At 71.7% G+C, this 16,189-nt stretch carries 14 protein-coding genes; 11 read left to right on the top strand and 3 right to left on the bottom strand.

The genetic code is table 11. The annotated features are described in order from the left end of the window. The first annotated feature begins 175 nt into the window (after window positions 1-175). Both ACFYUS_RS16260 and ACFYUS_RS16255 read left to right on the top strand, forming a co-directional pair. Window positions 176-1,627: a PP2C family protein-serine/threonine phosphatase gene (locus ACFYUS_RS16260; protein WP_388851405.1), complete on the top strand. Its 1,452-nt coding sequence runs from the start codon at window positions 176-178 to the stop codon at window positions 1,625-1,627. Window positions 1,628-1,756: 129 nt separating this feature from the next. Then, entirely contained in the window at window positions 1,757-3,232 is a 1,476-nt protein-coding gene (locus ACFYUS_RS16255; RefSeq protein WP_388851402.1) for an aminopeptidase P family protein, read from the top strand. A gap of 58 nt (window positions 3,233-3,290) precedes the next feature. On the opposite strand, the gene ACFYUS_RS16250 is transcribed toward ACFYUS_RS16255, so the two are convergent. After that, window positions 3,291-3,737 carry an ATP-binding protein gene (locus ACFYUS_RS16250; protein WP_388851400.1) on the bottom strand — a complete coding sequence of 149 codons (447 nt, stop codon included), beginning with the start codon at window positions 3,735-3,737 and terminating at the stop codon, window positions 3,291-3,293. A 226-nt stretch (window positions 3,738-3,963) separates the two neighbouring features. Between ACFYUS_RS16250 and ACFYUS_RS16245 the strand changes: the two genes are divergently transcribed. From ACFYUS_RS16245 to ACFYUS_RS16205, 9 genes are all read left to right on the top strand, one after another. Next, window positions 3,964-4,761 carry a hypothetical protein gene (locus ACFYUS_RS16245; RefSeq protein ID WP_388851397.1) on the top strand — a complete coding sequence of 266 codons (798 nt, stop codon included), beginning with the start codon at window positions 3,964-3,966 and terminating at the stop codon, window positions 4,759-4,761. 121 nt (window positions 4,762-4,882) lie between these two features. Beyond that, entirely contained in the window at window positions 4,883-5,650 is a 768-nt protein-coding gene (locus ACFYUS_RS16240) for a YcnI family protein (RefSeq protein WP_388851394.1), read from the top strand. Window positions 5,651-5,686: 36 nt separating this feature from the next. Further along, entirely contained in the window at window positions 5,687-6,406 is a 720-nt protein-coding gene (locus ACFYUS_RS16235) for an SCO family protein (RefSeq protein ID WP_388851391.1), read from the top strand. Continuing rightward, complete coding sequence (locus tag ACFYUS_RS16230; protein WP_388851388.1) at window positions 6,403-6,855, top strand: copper chaperone PCu(A)C; 453 nt, start codon at window positions 6,403-6,405, stop codon at window positions 6,853-6,855. Before ACFYUS_RS16235 ends, ACFYUS_RS16230 begins: the two co-directional genes overlap by 4 nt. 24 nt (window positions 6,856-6,879) lie before the next feature. Then, window positions 6,880-8,949, top strand: a complete 2,070-nt coding sequence (locus ACFYUS_RS16225; protein ID WP_388851385.1) for a copper resistance CopC/CopD family protein — start codon at window positions 6,880-6,882, stop codon at window positions 8,947-8,949. Window positions 8,950-8,954: 5 nt separating this feature from the next. Further along, window positions 8,955-10,217: an iron uptake transporter deferrochelatase/peroxidase subunit gene (gene efeB / locus ACFYUS_RS16220; RefSeq protein ID WP_388851382.1), complete on the top strand. Its 1,263-nt coding sequence runs from the start codon at window positions 8,955-8,957 to the stop codon at window positions 10,215-10,217. A gap of 57 nt (window positions 10,218-10,274) precedes the next feature. After that, complete coding sequence (gene pheA / locus ACFYUS_RS16215) at window positions 10,275-11,210, top strand: prephenate dehydratase (RefSeq protein WP_388851379.1); 936 nt, start codon at window positions 10,275-10,277, stop codon at window positions 11,208-11,210. A 486-nt stretch (window positions 11,211-11,696) separates the two neighbouring features. Beyond that, window positions 11,697-12,986, top strand: coding sequence for a serine--tRNA ligase (serS, locus tag ACFYUS_RS16210; RefSeq protein ID WP_388851376.1), 1,290 nt, complete (start codon window positions 11,697-11,699; stop codon window positions 12,984-12,986). Further along, entirely contained in the window at window positions 12,983-13,789 is an 807-nt protein-coding gene (locus ACFYUS_RS16205; RefSeq protein ID WP_388851373.1) for an HAD family hydrolase, read from the top strand. Before serS ends, ACFYUS_RS16205 begins: the two co-directional genes overlap by 4 nt. Before the next feature lie 188 nt (window positions 13,790-13,977). Here ACFYUS_RS16205 and ACFYUS_RS16200 read toward each other — a convergent pair whose 3' ends face one another. Further along, a complete protein-coding gene (locus ACFYUS_RS16200) occupies window positions 13,978-14,595 on the bottom strand; it encodes a rhomboid-like protein (RefSeq protein ID WP_388851786.1) in 618 nt (205 codons plus the stop codon). Window positions 14,596-14,717: 122 nt separating this feature from the next. After that, a complete protein-coding gene (gene lpdA / locus ACFYUS_RS16195; protein ID WP_388851370.1) occupies window positions 14,718-16,121 on the bottom strand; it encodes a dihydrolipoyl dehydrogenase in 1,404 nt (467 codons plus the stop codon). Window positions 16,122-16,189: the final 68 nt, after the last annotated feature.

The raw sequence follows: 16,189 nt of genomic DNA, 5'->3' as shown, positions 1-16,189 counted from the left end.
GCAAAAGGTGCACACCGGGGACGATTTTCGGCCAACTTCCCCTGCACTTCAACCCCCTCGCACGACCTCACGGACACCACAAGTCCCGCGAGGACAATGCTGGACATCGTTCCTCTTCTGCGTGTACATGTGGATGCATCGAGCAGCTCGGAATGACATGGGAGTTTGCGATGCTATGGCGTCAAACGCACCGGTCGGAAAGCCGACTGCCATGACCGCCCCGCAGATGCCGAAAGTGGCCGGAATCGACTCCACGGCTCCCGGGCCCCCGCACACTACGTCGCCCCTCCACGGGGTCCCCGCGGCGGCGGGCCCCTCCGACGAGGCCCTCCCACCCGGCGTCCTGATCCAGGACCGGCTGGCCTCCTGGGTCTCGGACCTCACCACGCTCCACGAGCTCACCGAGCGGCTCATCAGGACCGACCGCCTCGACGAGGCCCTCCGCGAGGTGCTCGGCGCCGGAGCCGCCCTCGTCGGCGCCCGCCGCGGCATGGCCGTCCTCGAACCCTCCGACGGCCACGGCCCCACCAGCACCGTCGGCCTCGGCCTCGCCCACGCCGAGCTCGGCACCATCGAGACCGTCCCGCGCGGCGCCACCAGCTACGGCCGCCTCCTCGACGGACTGCCCGACCCCGCGCACCCGGAGCGCGTCCCCGATCCGATCGCCATCCGCGACGTCCGCACGGAGGAGGGCCTCGACCCGCGCCACCGCGAGGTCGCCGCCCGCCTCGGCTACGCCGCCAGCTACGCCCTCCCCCTCGCCACCGAGGAGGCCGGCCGGCTCGGCGCCCTCGTCTGGCTCTACGACGAGCCCGCCGAGCCCACCGACCGGCAGCGCCACCTCATCGGGCTCTACGGCCGCTTCGCCACCGAGCACCTCGCCCGGCTCGTCCAGGTCGAGCGCGCCCGCGTCCAGGTCTCCACCGTCGCCGAGGAGCTGCTCCCCCGCCGCCTCCCCCGCGTCCCCGGCGTCCAGCTCGCCGCCCGCCACCGCACCGGCCCGCTGGGCGGCGGCGACTGGTACGACGCGCTGCCGCTGCCCGAGGGCGCCCTCGGGCTGGCCGTCGGCTCCGTCTCCGGCACCGGCCCCAGCGCGCTCGCCGCCATGGGCCGGCTGCGCGCCTCCCTCCGGGCGTACGCGGTGATGGAGGGCGAGGACCCCGTCGCCGTCCTCTCCGACCTGGAGCTGCTGCTCCGGCTCACCGAACCGGCCCGCTCGGCGACCGCGCTCTTCGCCTACGCCGAGCCCGCGCAGCGCCGGATCGTCCTCGCCGGAGCCGGACACGCCCCGCCGCTGGTCGTCGGCGAGCGCCGCACCGAGTTCGTCGAGACCTCGCTCTCGGCCCCGCTCGGGATGCTCTCCTGCTGGGAGGCGCCGAGCGTGGAACTGTCCCCCGCACCTGGAGAAACGGTGCTTCTCTACACGGACGGGCTGCTGCGCCGTACCGGGGACGCCATGGACCGGGCCTTCGCCCGGCTCCACGCGGCCGCCGCGAGCGTGCCGAAGGCCGACCGGGGCGACCCGGGCGCCGTCGCCGACCACGTCCTGCGGACCCTGCTCCCCGAGGGCCTGGACCCGGCCGTGGAGGGGGAGGACGTGGTCCTGCTCGCCGCCCGCTTCGAGTGAGCCCGCTCCGAGCGGGATAGATGTAAGCGGAACGTAACTCTCCGGTAATGGGTCTTCCGGCCCTGGGCCCCCTTCCGCACGACCGTACGATGGTGGGGGTTCAGTGTCGTACCAAGAGGAGGCAGACCCGTGGCCGAGGAGCTCACCCCGGAGACCCCGGAAGAGACCGAGACCGAAGAGCAGGCGATCAAGCAGCGGAAGAACGGCCTGTACCCGGGCGTGTCCGACGAGCTCGCCGAGAACATGAAGTCCGGCTGGGCCGACACCGAGCTGCACGACCTCGCCCCGATCGCGCAGGCCGACAAGACCGCCGCCCGCCGCGCCGCGCTCTCCGCCCGCTTCCCGGGCGAGCGCCTGGTGGTCCCCGCCGGCAACCTGAAGACCCGGTCGAACGACACCGAGTACGCCTTCCGCGCCTCCACCGAGTACGCGTACCTCACCGGCGGCCGGCCCGAAATGAGCGCAGGCGGCGTCCTCGTCCTGGAGCCCACGGCCGACGGCCACGAGGCCACGATCTACCTGCTGCCGCGCTCCGACCGCGAGAACGGCGAGTTCTGGCTCGACGGCCAGGGCGAGCTGTGGGTCGGCCGCCGCCACTCCCTCGCCGAGGCCGAGCAGCTCCTCGGCCTCCCGGCCAAGGACGTGCGCGAGCTCGCCGCGGCCCTCAAGGAGGCCACCGGCCCCGTCCGCGCCGTCCGCGGCCACGACGCCGGCATCGAGGCCGCGCTGACCGACAAGGTCACCGCCGAGCGCGACGAGGAACTGCGGGTCTTCCTCTCCGAGGCCCGCCTCGTGAAGGACGCCTTCGAGATCGCCGAGCTGGAGAAGGCCTGCGCCTCCACCGCCCGCGGCTTCGAGGACGTCGTCAAGGTCCTCGACAAGGCCGAGGCCACCAGCGAGCGCTACATCGAGGGCACGTTCTTCCTGCGCGCCCGCGTCGAGGGCAACGACATCGGCTACGGCTCCATCGCCGCCGCCGGCCCGCACGCCTGCACCCTGCACTGGGTCCGCAACGACGGCCCGGTCCGCTCCGGCGACCTGCTGCTGCTCGACGCCGGCGTGGAGACCACCGAGCTCTACACCGCCGACATCACCCGCACCCTGCCGATCAACGGCCGGTACACCGACATCCAGCGCAAGATCTACGACGCCGTGTACGAGGCGCAGGAGGCCGGCATCGCCGCGGTGAAGCCCGGCGCCTCCTACCGCGACTTCCACGACGCCGCCCAGCGCGTCCTCGCCGAGAAGCTCGTCGAGTGGGGCCTCGTCGAGGGCCCGGTCGAGCGCGTCCTGGAGCTCGGCCTCCAGCGCCGCTGGACCCTGCACGGCACCGGTCACATGCTCGGCATGGACGTCCACGACTGCGCCGCCGCGCGCACCGAGATGTACGTGGACACCACCCTGGAGCCGGGCATGTGCCTGACCGTCGAGCCCGGTCTGTACTTCCAGGCCGACGACCTGACCGTGCCGGAGGAGTACCGCGGCATCGGCGTCCGGATCGAGGACGACATCCTCGTCACCGAGGACGGCAACCGGAACCTCTCGGACGCGCTGCCGCGACGCGCCGAAGAGGTCGAGGCGTGGATGGCCGCGCTGAAGGGCTGATCCCCGCGTACGTTGGAACCGAAGGGCCCCCGCCGACCGACCGGCGGGGGCCCTTCCCTCATGCGAGGAGCAGTGACGGACTGTCCCGCCACTTGAGGATCTTGTCGAAGCTGACCACGGCGCCGCCCCGGCCCGAACGGTTGCCGAACTGGACGTGATCGGCCAGCTCCTCGATCAGCCGCAGGCCCCGGCCGTGCTCGGCGTCGTCCGACGGGGCCGCCGGAGCCGCCTTCCCCGGGAAACCCGGGCCCGAGTCGGCGACCTCGATGCGGCAGGTCTCGCCGTCCAGGTACGCCGTCACCCGGTACGCCCCGCCGGGCTCCCGGGGACCGCCCCCGCCGCCGTGCTCGACGGCGTTGGCACAGGCCTCGGTCAGCGCGACCGACAGCTCGTAGGACACGTCGGGATCGACCCCCGCCGTCTCCATCGTGCCCAGCAGCAGCCTTCGCGCCAGCGGCACGCTCGCGGCCTCGCGCCGCAGATGGAGTGACCACCAGATGCTCATGCTCCAGCCTCCCGGCAGCGGCTCGACATACCGATACCTATTGCCGGAGCGGACGCTCCGTAAGCACGGTAAGGCGTCAAGAGCGCTCGTTCGGCGGATGACCCGGCGGCCACGCCGGTGTATGACGCCGGGAAGCGCCGGTGTATGTCACCCCGAAGAGGCCCAAGGGCGACCTTCCGGACCTGCCTCATGGCGGTCTTGCGCGTGGTGCGATGATGGGCCCGCCATGACTGCCCCCGCGCTCGCCCCACGGCTGCTGAGGGCCGCGGTGTTCACCGCGGTCTGCGTCGTGCTGTCCGCGCTGGGACACGCCCTCGCCGCCTGCGCGGGGATCGCCCTGTGGACCGTCGTCGCCGGTTTCCTCGGCGTCTTCGGGGTCACCGTGCTCTTCGCCGGCCGCGAGCGCTCCCTCGGCTTCGTCGTCGGCGCCCTCGCGGGCGGGCAGCTCGGCCTGCACGTCCTCTTCGGGCTCGGACAGCGGCAGCTCGCCCTGAGCGGCCAGGCCGACGACGCCCTCGTCCGGATGGCCGCCCGGCTGGTCTGCGGAGCGGGACCCGCGTCCCTCGACCCCGCCGACGCCGTCCGGGTCCTCACCGACGCCGGGGTCGCCCCGGCGACCGTGCACTCCCCCATGGGACACACGGCCATGGGACATGCGGCCGCCATGGCGACCGCCCCCGCCGGTGAGGTGCTCCCCGGCCTGCCCATGCTCCTCGGCCACCTCCTGGCCGCCCTGGCCACGGGCTGGCTGCTGCGCCGCGGCGACCGCGCCCTCGGCCGGCTCGTGGAGCTCTCCGAGCAGGGTGCGACGGAGCTCGCCGAGTGCGCCCTCGTGCGCTCCCTGCGGGCCGCGCTCCGCCTCGTACGGGCCCTGCTCGCCGGACTGCCGACGGCTCCGGGCACGGGACCGCGGCGGCCCCTCCGCACCGCCTCCGACTCCTCTCCGCCGCCGGCGGCCGAGGCCCTCCAGCACACGGTGATCAGGCGCGGCCCCCCGGCCGCCGACTGCGTCCTCGCAGCCTGACGCGGACCGCTCACGCTCGACGGGAGCGGGCCGCGCACGTCCGCACGCCCGAGCGGGACCTCCGTCCCCGGGCGCCGGATCACCTCGCCCTTCTCCTTCTCCGAGCTGGAGTTCTTCTGCCATGAGCGTTTCCCGTGTCTCCGCCGCCCGCGCCGCCCTCGCCGGCGGTATCGCCCTCTCCTCCGTGGTGCTGCTGTCCGGCCCCGCCTTCGCCCACGTCGGCGTGCAGCCGGTGGGCGAGGCGGCCAAGGGCGGCTACGCGACCGTCAACATCAAGGTCCCGAACGAGCGCGACAACGCCTCCACCGTGAAGCTGGAGGTCAACTTCCCGCTCGACCACCCGCTGGCCTCCGTCATGCCGCAGCCCCTCCCCGGCTGGAAGGTCGCGGTCACCAAGAGCAAGCTCGACAAGCCGCTGGAGATGCACGGCAAGAAGATCGACGAGGCCGTCTCCAAGGTCACCTGGACCGCCGACGGCTCGAAGATCGGCCCCGGCGAGTTCCAGCAGTTCCCGCTCTCCCTCGGGCAGCTGCCGGAGGACACCGACGAGCTGGTCCTCAAGGCGATCCAGACGTACGACAACAAGGAGGTCGTGCGCTGGATCGAGGAGCAGAAGGACGGCGCCGAGGAGCCCGAGAGCCCGGCCCCCGTCCTGAAGCTCTCCGCCGCCTCCGCCGACGAGGACCACCACGGCGGCGCCGCCTCCGCCGGGGCGGACGAGAAGGCCGGTCACGAGAAGGCCGGTCACGACGACGAGTCGGCCGACCACGAGGAGACCGCCGCCGCGTCCTCCGACACCACCGCCCGTGTCCTCGGCGTCGTCGGCATCCTCGTCGGCATCGCCGGTGTCGCCTTCGGCATCCTCGCCGGCCGGCGCCGCTCGGCCTGACGGCCACACCCTCACCCGACATCCGGAAGAAGCACCATGTCTGAAGAGAAGACGCCCGGGGCGGCCACGGCCCGTCCCGGGCGGCGCACGCCGCTGATCATCGCGACCGCCGCGATCGTCGCCGCGATCGGCGTCGTCGCGGCCGTCGGCCTCGGCGGCAACGACGACAAGCCCTCGGGCACCGGCTCGGCCCTCGCCGAGGTCTCCGGCGGCACCGACTCCACCAAGGCCGCCACCGTCCTCGACCGGCCGTTCACCAAGCCCGCCCTCGTCCTCACCGACACCAAGGGCCGGAAGTACGACCTGCGCGAGCAGACCAAGGGCAAGCCGACCCTCATCTACTTCGGCTACACGCACTGCCCCGACGTCTGCCCCCTGACGATGAGCAACATCGCCATCGCCAAGAAGCAGCTCCCCAAGGCCGACCAGGACAAGCTCCAGGTCGTCTTCGTCACCACCGACCCCGAGCGGGACACCTCCGCCGAGCTCGCCAAGTGGCTGCCCGCCGCCGGCGACCCCTCCTTCACCGGCCTCACCGGCGACTTCTCCGCCATCCAGGCCGGGGCCCGGCAGATCGGCATCGGCATCGACCCGCCGACGAAGGACAAGGACGGCAACGTCGTCTCCATGCACGGGGCCCAGGTGATCGCCTTCTCGCCCACCACCGACCAGGGCTACGTCCTGTACGGCGAGGACGCGAGCGTCGACGACTACGCCAAGGACCTGCCGAAGATCATCAAGGGGGAGAACCCGTGAACCGCCGCACCACCGCCCTGTCCGCCGCCGTGGCACTCACCGCCGCACTCGCGCTGACCGGGTGCTCGTCCTCCGAGAGCAAGCCCGATCTGGAGGTCAGCGGCGCGTTCATGCCGCAGCCGGTGATGGACATGGCCGGAGGCTTCCTCACCATCAAGAACGACGGCGACACGGCGGACAGGCTCACCTCCGTCACCAGCCCGCTCTCGGACGACATCACCATGCACGAGACGAAGAACCAGAAGATGCAGCAGGTGAAGTCCTTCGACATCCCCGCGAACGGCGAACTCTCCCTGACGCGCGGCGGCAACCACATCATGTTCATGGAACTGAAGTCGAAGCCGAAGCAGGGCGAGAAGGTCAGCGTCGAGCTGCACTTCGAGAAGTCCGCCCCCATCAAGGTCGACGTTCCCGTCGAAGCACCCAACCACAACCCGCAGCAGCACTGAGCTCGTTGACGGAGTGACACAGAGATGACGACCACCACCCCGCGCCTCGGCAACGCCCTGGCCCGGCTGCTGATCCTCGCGGCCGCGCTGCTCGGCACGCTGCTCGCCGGTGCCGCCCCCGCCTCCGCGCACGCGGCGCTCACCGGCAGCGACCCGAAGGACGGGGCGGTGGTCGCCGTCGCCCCCAAGGAGGTCAATCTGACCTTCTCCGAACAGGTCGCCATGGGCACCGACTCCATCCGGGTCCTCGACCCGGCCGGCCTGCGGGCCGACACCGGCGAGATACAGAACCTGTGCAGCGGCTCCGTCGTCCGGTACGGGGTGGAGCTCCGCGCCGGACTGCCCGACGGCACGTACACCGTGGCCTGGCAGGCCGTCTCGGCCGACAGCCACCCCGTCTCCGGTGCCTTCACCTTCTCCATCGGCGCCCCCTCCGCCACCTCCGTCGCCGTGCCCGAGCAGACCGCCGGCGGCGGTCTGGTCGGCCTCCTCTACGGCATCGCCCGCTACCTCTCCTACGCCGGATTCATCGTCCTCGTCGGCGGCGGCGCCTTCGTCCTGGTCTGCTGGCCGCGCGGCGCGAGCATCCGCACCGTCCAGCAGACCGTGGTCCGCGGCTGGCTGACCCTCACCGGCGCCACCCTGGCGCTGCTCCTCCTGCGCAGCCCCTACACCGGCTCCGGAAAGCTCACCGACGCCTTCGACCTGGCGGGCCTGAAGACCGTCCTGGAGACGAAGACCGGCGCCGCGCTCACCTCCCGGCTGCTGCTGCTCGGCGCGGCCGCGCTCTTCGTGGCCGTCCTCTTCGGCGCCTACGCCAAGCGCACCGACCCGAAGGAGAAGAAGGACCTCGCCTTCGGCCTCGGCATCGGCGGCACCGTCGTCGCCGCCGGCATCGCCGGGACCTGGGCCCTGGCCGAGCACGCCTCGACCGGCCTCCAGCCCGGCATCGCCATGCCCGTCGACGTCCTGCACCTCCTCGCCGTCGCCGCCTGGCTCGGCGGCCTCACCGTGCTGCTCGTCGCCCTCTACCGGACGCCGTCCGTCGAACGCTCCGCCGTCGACCGCTTCTCCAAGGTGGCCTTCGGCTCCGTGGCCGTCCTCGCGGCCACCGGGCTCTACCAGTCCTGGCGTCAGGTCGGCTCCTGGTCTGCGCTGACCGGGACCCGGTACGGACAGCTGCTCCTCGTCAAGATCGGCCTCATGGCGGTCCTCGTCGGCATCGCCTGGATCTCCCGCCGCTGGACCCGCCGCCTGGCGGACCCGACACCACGGGAAGCGGCCGGGGCGGACCCGGCCGGCGGGGAGGCGGACCCGGCAGACCCGGCAGACCAGGTGAACGGGGAGACCGGCCCCGCAGACCAGGCGGACGGGGAGGCCGACGAGCCCGAGGTGTCCGAGGTGCCGGGCGAGGCCCCGGACGTCACGGTCACCGAGCCCGAGACCGCCACCGCCACCGCGACCGCCACCGCCACCACCACCGCCACCGTCCCCGACCCCGGCCCCGCCCCCGACCCCGAGCGGGCCGCGCAGCTCGCCCGGCAGCGGGCCGCCGTCGCCACCGCGCGGCGCAAGCGGGAGCGGGACGCCGACCCCGAGCGGACCGGTCTGCGCCGCTCGGTGCTGACCGAGGCCGCCGTCGCCGTGGTCCTCCTCGCCGTGACCACCGTCCTCACCTCGACCGAGCCCGGCCGCACCGAGGAGGAGGCCGGCAGCGCCGGCTCCGTCTCCGGCCCGGCCGCCGTGCCCGACCGGCCCGTCGACATCCGGCTGCCCTTCGACACCGGCGGCGTCGACGGCAAGGGCGTCGTGCGTCTCAGCCTCGACCCCGGCCGCACCGGCGCCAACGCGCTCCACCTCTTCGTCGAGCGCCCCAACGGCAAGCCGCTGGACGTCCCCGAGATCAAGGTCGCCCTCACCCTGGAGGCGAAGAACGTGGGCCCGCTGCCCGTCGCCCCCGACCGGATCCAGACCGGGCACTGGAGCGCGAGCGGCGTCCAGTTCCCGATGCCGGGCGACTGGAAGATCCAGGTGACCGTCCGTACCTCCGAGATCGACCAGACCACCATCGACAAGAACGTGAAGATCGGCTGAAACACGTGACCGACAGCGACAACCTCGATCTCTCCCGACGGCGCCTGCTCGGCACCGTCGGCGCGGCGGGCGCCGCCGGCCTCGTCGTCGGCGCGGCCGGCAGCGCCGGGATCTCCGCGGCCTTCTCCGGCGACGACGCCTCCGGCACCGGCGGCGCCCCGGCCCTGACCACCGTCGGCTCGACCGCGGTGATGTTTCACGGGAAACACCAGGCCGGCATCACCACCCCCCTCCAGTCCCGCGGCCATCTGATCGCCTTCGACCTCGCCCCGGGCGCCGGGCGCAAGGAGGCCGCCGCCCTGCTGCGCCGCTGGTCGGCCACGGCGAAGGTGCTGATGGCGGGCAAGGCCCCGGCCGAGGACACCGGCATCGCGCTCGACGCGGGCCCCTCCTCCCTCACGATCACCTTCGGCTTCGGCCGCACCTTCTTCGACCGCACCGGGCTCGCCTCGCGCCGGCCCGCCGGGCTCGACCCGCTGCCCGCCTTCTCCGCCGACGCCCTGGACCCCCGGCGCTCGGAGGGCGATCTGTGGGTGCAGATCGGCGCCGACGACGCGCTCGTCGCCTTCCACGCGCTGCGCGCCGTCCAGAAGGACGCGGGGGACGCGGCCCGGGTGCGCTGGCAGATGAACGGCTTCAACCGCTCGGCCGGCGCCACCGCGAAGCCGATGACCGCCCGCAACCTGATGGGCCAGGTCGACGGCACGGGCAACCCCAAGCCCACCGACCCGGACTTCGACAAGCGGATCTTCGTCCCGGCCGGGGGCGGCGGCTCCCCCGAGTGGATGGCCGGCGGCTCGTACGCGGTGGTGCGCCGGATCCGGATGCTGCTCGACGACTGGGAGAAGCTGCCGTCGGCCCGGCAGGAGAAGGTGATCGGGCGCCGGAAGTCCGACGGCGCCCCGCTCACCGGCGGCTCCGAGACCACCCCGCTCGACCTGAACAAGTTCGGGCCGGACGGGAAGCCGGTGATCCCGGACAACGCCCACTCCCGGATCTCCGCCCCCGAACAGAACGGCGGGGCGGCGATGCTGCGCAGGCCGTTCTCCTTCCACGACGGGATCGGTCCGGACGGGACGCCGGACGCGGGCCTCCTCTTCGTCTGCTGGCAGGCGGACCCGCTCAGGGGCTTCGTCCCGGTGCAGCGCAAGCTCGACCGGGGCGACGCGCTGTCCGCGTTCATCCGGCACGAGGCGAGCGGCCTGTTCGCGGTGCCGGGCGGCCCCGCCGAGGGCGAGTACGTCGGCCAGCGCCTCCTGGAGGCCTGACCACAGGGCCCGGAGCAAGCGGCGGCCCGGCGCGGCGGGGACCATTAGGGTGACGGTATGTCCGCCACCCGGTACACCTATCTCGGCCCCGAAGGCACCTTCACCGAAGCGGCGCTGCGCACGCTGCCCGAGGCCGCGACGCGGGAACTCGTCCCCATGGTCTCGGTCCCGGCCGCCCTCGACGCCGTACGGAACGGGGAGGCCGCCGCCGCGCTCGTCCCGATCGAGAACTCGGTCGAGGGCGGGGTGACCGCGACCCTGGACGAGCTGGCCTCCGGCGAGCCGCTGATGATCTACCGCGAGGTGCTCCTGCCGATCGCCTTCGCGCTGCTCGTCCGGCCCGGGACCAAGCTCTCGGAGGTCAAGACGGTCACGGGCCACCCGGTGGCCCAGCCGCAGGTCCGGAAGTGGCTGCGGAAGCATCTGCCCGACGCGGTGTGGGAGTCCGCGGCCTCCAACGCGGACGGGGCGCGGCTCGTGCAGGAGGGCCGGTTCGACGCCGCCTTCGCGGGGGAGTTCGCGGCGGCGACGTACGGCCTGGAGGCGCTGGTCACCGAGATCCACGACGCGGAGAACGCCGAGACGCGGTTCGTGCTCGTGGGCCGGCCGGCCCGGCCGGCGGCGCCGACGGGTGCGGACAAGACCTCGGTGGTGATCTGGCTGGGTGACGATCATCCGGGTGCCCTCCTCGAACTGCTCCAGGAATTCGCGGTGCGCGGGGTGAACCTGATGCTGATCCAGTCCCGGCCCACGGGAGCGGGGATCGGGAACTACTGCTTCGCCGTGGACGCCGAGGGCCATATCTCGGACCGGCGGGTGGGCGAGGCGCTGATGGGCCTCAAGCGGATCTGCCCCGGGGTGCGGTTCCTCGGCTCGTACCCGCGGGCCGGTGTCGCGGTCGAGGACGTGCGGGCGCTGCGGCGGGGGACTTCGGACGTGGAGTTCATGGAGGCCTCCGACTGGCTGGCGAGGGCCCAGGACGGTCGGGCCTGATCCGATGGTGGACGAACGCTTCCGGCGGTGTGAGCGTTCGTCCACAGGTACGAACCACTAGTCCTACCTGCATACTTTTCAGTTACCCACAGAGGTTATCCACAGGACCCCGGTCAACCCTGGGGACAAGTCGACAGCGCGCCGCGACATGGTCGACAAATCGGCCTAGTCACCCCCAGTCGTTCCATGCGTCATCCACAGAGCCCCACGGGCCCGGTTGTCAGCACTCCTCTGCCGACTCACTCGTCGGAGTGAGCAATTCCCACCCAAATGAGTGTGTGAATGCTGTTTGATCACGGAATTCCCAGGTACGGGGAGGGAAATCCGCGCGAGCCTCTCCGTAGTCCACAGATCTTCCGCACAGCCTGTGGATAAGTGAATGCGGTGGCCGGTGATCAGCATTTCTCCTCACCTCAATCCGGGCAAAACAACACGCGCACCGTTATCCGGTGGGGGCACACGAACGCGCACCGGTAGCCTGGTGGGGTGATTGACCTTCGCCTGCTCCGTGAGGACCCCGACCGTGTTCGCGCCTCCCAGCGCGCCCGTGGAGAGGACGTCGAGCTCGTCGACGCCCTGCTCTCCGCCGATGAGCGGCGCAGGTCGTCCGGCGTCCGCTTCGACGAGCTCCGATCCGAGCAGAAGTCGCTCGGCAAGCTGATCCCCAAGGCCACCCCGGAGGAGCGCGCCGAGCTCCTGCAGAAGGCGGAGCAGCTCAAGGCCGACGTCAAGGCCGCCGAGGCCGAGCAGAACGAGGCCGACGAGACGGCCAAGCAGCTCCTGCTCCAGCTCGGGAACATCGTCCACACGGACGTCCCGGTCGGCGGCGAGGAGGACTTCGTCGTCCTGGAGACGCACGGCACCATCCGCGACTTCGCGGCCGAGGGCTTCGAGCCCAAGGACCACCTGGAGCTGGGCGAGGCCCTCGGCGCCATCGACGTCGAGCGGGGCGCCAAGGTCTCCGGCTCGCGCTTCTACTACCTGACCGGCGTCGGCGCCCTGCTGGAGCTCGCCCTGGTCAACGCGGCGATCGCCCAGGCCACCGAGGCCGGCTTCATCCCCATGCTGACCCCGGCGCTGGTCCGCCCGCGCGCCATGGAGGGCACCGGCTTCCTCGGCCAGGCCGCGGAGAACGTGTACCACCTGGAGAAGGACGACTACTACCTCGTCGGCACGTCCGAGGTCCCCCTCGCCGCGTACCACATGGACGAGATCATCGATGCCGACAAGCTGCCGCTGCGGTACGCGGGCTTCTCGCCCTGCTTCCGCCGCGAGGCCGGCACGTACGGCAAGGACACCCGGGGCATCTTCCGCGTCCACCAGTTCGACAAGGTCGAGATGTTCTCGTACGTCGCGCCCGAGGACGCGGAGAACGAGCACAAGCGGCTCCTGGAGTGGGAGAAGCAGTGGCTGACCTCGCTGGAGCTGCCGTTCCAGGTCATCGACGTCGCCACCGGTGACCTCGGCGCCTCCGCCTCCCGCAAGTTCGACTGCGAGGCGTGGATCCCGACGCAGGGCAAGTACCGCGAGCTGACCTCCGCCTCTAACTGCGACGGCTTCCAGGCCCGTCGTCTCTCCGTCCGCATGCGCGAGGAGAAGGACGGCAAGAAGACGGTGCAGCCGCTGGCCACCCTGAACGGCACGCTGTGCGCCGTACCGCGCACGATCGTGGCGATCCTGGAGAACCACCAGCTGCCCGACGGTTCGGTGCGGGTGCCGGAGGTGCTCCGCCCCTACCTCGGCGGCCGTGAGGTCCTGGAGCCGATCGCCAAGTGAGCCCCTTCCCCTTCCGCCTGGTCGCGACGGACCTCGACGGCACGCTGCTGCGGGCCGACGAGTCCGTCTCGGAGCGCACGCGGGACGCGCTCGCCGCCGTGACGGCGGCGGGTGCCGCGCACATCGTGGTCACCGGCCGGGCGGTGCCCTGGACCCGGCACATCCTCGACGACCTCGGCTACGAGGGGATAGCGGTGTGCGGGCAGGGCGCGCAGGTCTACCACGCCGGTGAGCACCGGCTGCTGACCTCGCTGACCCTGGACCGACAGCTCGCGGGTCTCGCGCTCTCCAAGATCGAGGCGGAGGTGGGCCCGCTGGCGCTGGCCGCCAGCCGTGACGGTCTGGACGGCGAGGTCCTGATGGGCCCGGGTTACCAGGCGCACGAGGGGCCCCTGCCGTACGTGCCGTACGAGGACCCGGCGGAGGTGTGGTCGGCGCCGCTGACCAAGCTGTACATCCAGCATCCGACGCTGTCCGACGACGAGCTGACCCGCATCGCGCGGGGGACGGTCGGCGGGCTCGTGGACGTCGTCATGGCGGGGCCCGGCATCGTGGAGATCCTCCCGCTCGGCCTGAGCAAGGCGACCGGTCTGTCGCTCGCGGCGCGCCGGCTCGGCGTGAAGGCGGCGGAGACGATCGCCTTCGGCGACATGCCGAACGACATCCCGATGTTCGGCTGGGCGGCGCACGGCGTGGCCATGGGCAACGCGCACGAGGAGCTGCGGGCGGTGGCGGACGAGGTGACGGTCTCGAACGAGGAGGACGGCATCGCGGTCGTCCTGGAGCGCCTGCTCTCGGCCTGACGCCCCGAGGACCTGACGTCCCGAGGGTCTGACGTCCCGAGGACCCGACGTCCCGGAAACCGTACGAAGGCCCGCTCCCCGAGGGGAGCGGGCCTTCGCGGGTTCACGGCCCGCGCGGATCGTGGATCCACGCGCTCGAAGCGGCCGCACCCGGGGGATCCCCCGTGTCCCCCGTGTCCCCCGTACAACTAGTGTGCGCCGGGCGGTTGTTCGGTCACCACTGGTTTTCCCCGGGTCAGCGGGTAGCAGGCCAGGCCGATGGCCAGCGAGATCGCGTGGCCGAGGTCGGTGTAGGTGCGGTCGGTGACGAGCGGGACGAGGAAGAACGCGAGCACGCAGACGAGGTAGAGCCAGCGCCAGGGGTTCGGCAGCCGGTAGGTCAGGATGCCCATGGAAGCGGCGAGACCGTAGCTGACGCCGATGTCGACGACGTGCGCCATGCTGCGCGGGACGTCGTGGAGCTGGATGGCCGCGAGGACGACCTGCTGGCTGATGAGCGTGGCCGCGATGTGGGCGGTGGCGACGGTGAAGAGCCATTTCGGGGTGCCCAGCCAGCGTTCCACGGGGGCGTGGAAGACCTCGAAGAGCACCGCGTACAGCAGGAGGTCGGCGGGGTCCTCGATCCAGAACGCGCTGCCGAGCAGGGCCCGCATGGGGTGGTGCGCGAGCTGGTGGAGATTGCTGCTGTTGCGGTGGAGGAGGTAGGTCTCCAGGCCGTGGGGGACGAGCGCGATGACGAGGCTGGTGATCGCGATGACCGCCAGCCACACATGCGTACCGGGTGACGAACGCACCCACGACCTGATCGGTCGGGACGGTTCGCCACCCGGAGGGGTTTCGCCCGGAGGGTGTTCACCCGGAGGGGTTCCACCCGGAGAGGTTTTGCTCGGCACCTTTCAGTGCCTATCACCCGAAGCTGGGAGAAACCTCAGAAATTGATCATGTGTCCCGCAATACCGTGGATCGCTTCCTTCACGGCCTCGCCCAGGGTCGGGTGCGCGTGGACGTTCCGGGCGACCTCGTGGACCGTGAGGTCCCACTGCTGGGCCAGGGTCAGCTCGGGCAGCAGCTCGGTGACGTCGGGGCCGATCAGGTGGGCGCCGATGATCTCGCCGTACTTCGCGTCGGCGACGATCTTGACGAAGCCGGTGGCGTCGCCCAGGCCGTGCGCCTTGCCGTTCGCGACGAACGGGAACTTGGCGACCTTGACGTCGTAGCCCTTCTCGCGGGCCTGCGCCTCGGTCCAGCCGAAGCTGGCGATCTGCGGCTGGCAGTAGGTGGCGCGCGGGATCATCGGGTAGTCGAGCTCCATCGTCTCGGCGTCCCCGATGGTCTCGGCCGCGATGACGCCCATGGCCTCGGCGGTGTGCGCGAGCATCAGCTTCGCGGTGACGTCGCCGATGGCGTAGATGTGCGGCACCGAGGTGCGGCAGCGGCCGTCGACGTCGATCGCGCCGCGCTCGGTGAGGGCGACACCGGTGTTCTCCAGGCCGTAGCCGGAGACGTTCGGGGCGAAGCCGATGGCCTGGAGGACCTTGTCGGCCTCCAGGACCTTCTGCACGCCGTCCTTGCCGGTGACGGTGACGCGGACCTGCGGACCGGACTCGTCGATCGCCTCGACGCGGGTGGAGGTCAGGACGTCGATGCCGAGCTTGCGGTACTGCTTCGCCAGCTCCTTCGACACCTCCTCGTCCTCCAGCGGGGCGATCCGGTCGAGGAACTCGACGATGGTGACCTTGGTGCCGTAGTTGTTCAGCACGTACGCGAACTCGATGCCGATGGCGCCGGCGCCGGCGATGACGATCGACTTCGGGGCGTCCTCGGCCAGGATCTGCTGCTCGTACGAGACGACGCGGTCGCTGAGGGCCGTGCCCGGGAGCATCCGCGGGCTGGCGCCGGTCGCGATGATGCAGTTGTCGAAGGTGATCGTCTCCGAGGTGCCGTCGGCCTTGGCCACCTGGAGGGTGTTCGCGTCGAGGAAGGTGCCCCGGCCGTTGAACTCGGTGATCCCGTTCTTCTTCATCAGGAAGTGGACGCCCTTGACGCGGCCGTCCGCGACCGAGCGGCTGCGGCGGAAGGCCTCGCCGTAGTCGAAGGAGACCGTGCCGTCGACCTTGATGCCGAAGGTCTTCGCCTCGTGGTTGAAGATGTGGGCGAGCTCGGCGTTGCGCAGCAGCGCCTTGGTGGGGATGCAGCCGACGTTCAGGCAGACACCGCCCCAGTACTTCTCCTCGACGACCGCGACCCGCTTGCCCAGCTGGGCGGCGCGGATGGCGGCGACGTAGCCGCCGGGGCCAGCTCCGAGTACGACGACGTCGAAGCGGTCTGACATGACTGACTCCCGAAGGTGGTGAGGGTGTTCGGTCCGCGTACGGCCCCACAGTAGTCCGCCGTCCCTCG

It is taken from the genome of Streptomyces sp. NPDC004284, from assembly GCF_042874035.1.
Taxonomy (GTDB): domain Bacteria; phylum Actinomycetota; class Actinomycetes; order Streptomycetales; family Streptomycetaceae; genus Streptomyces.
This window is presented reverse-complemented; position numbering and strand designations above follow the sequence as displayed.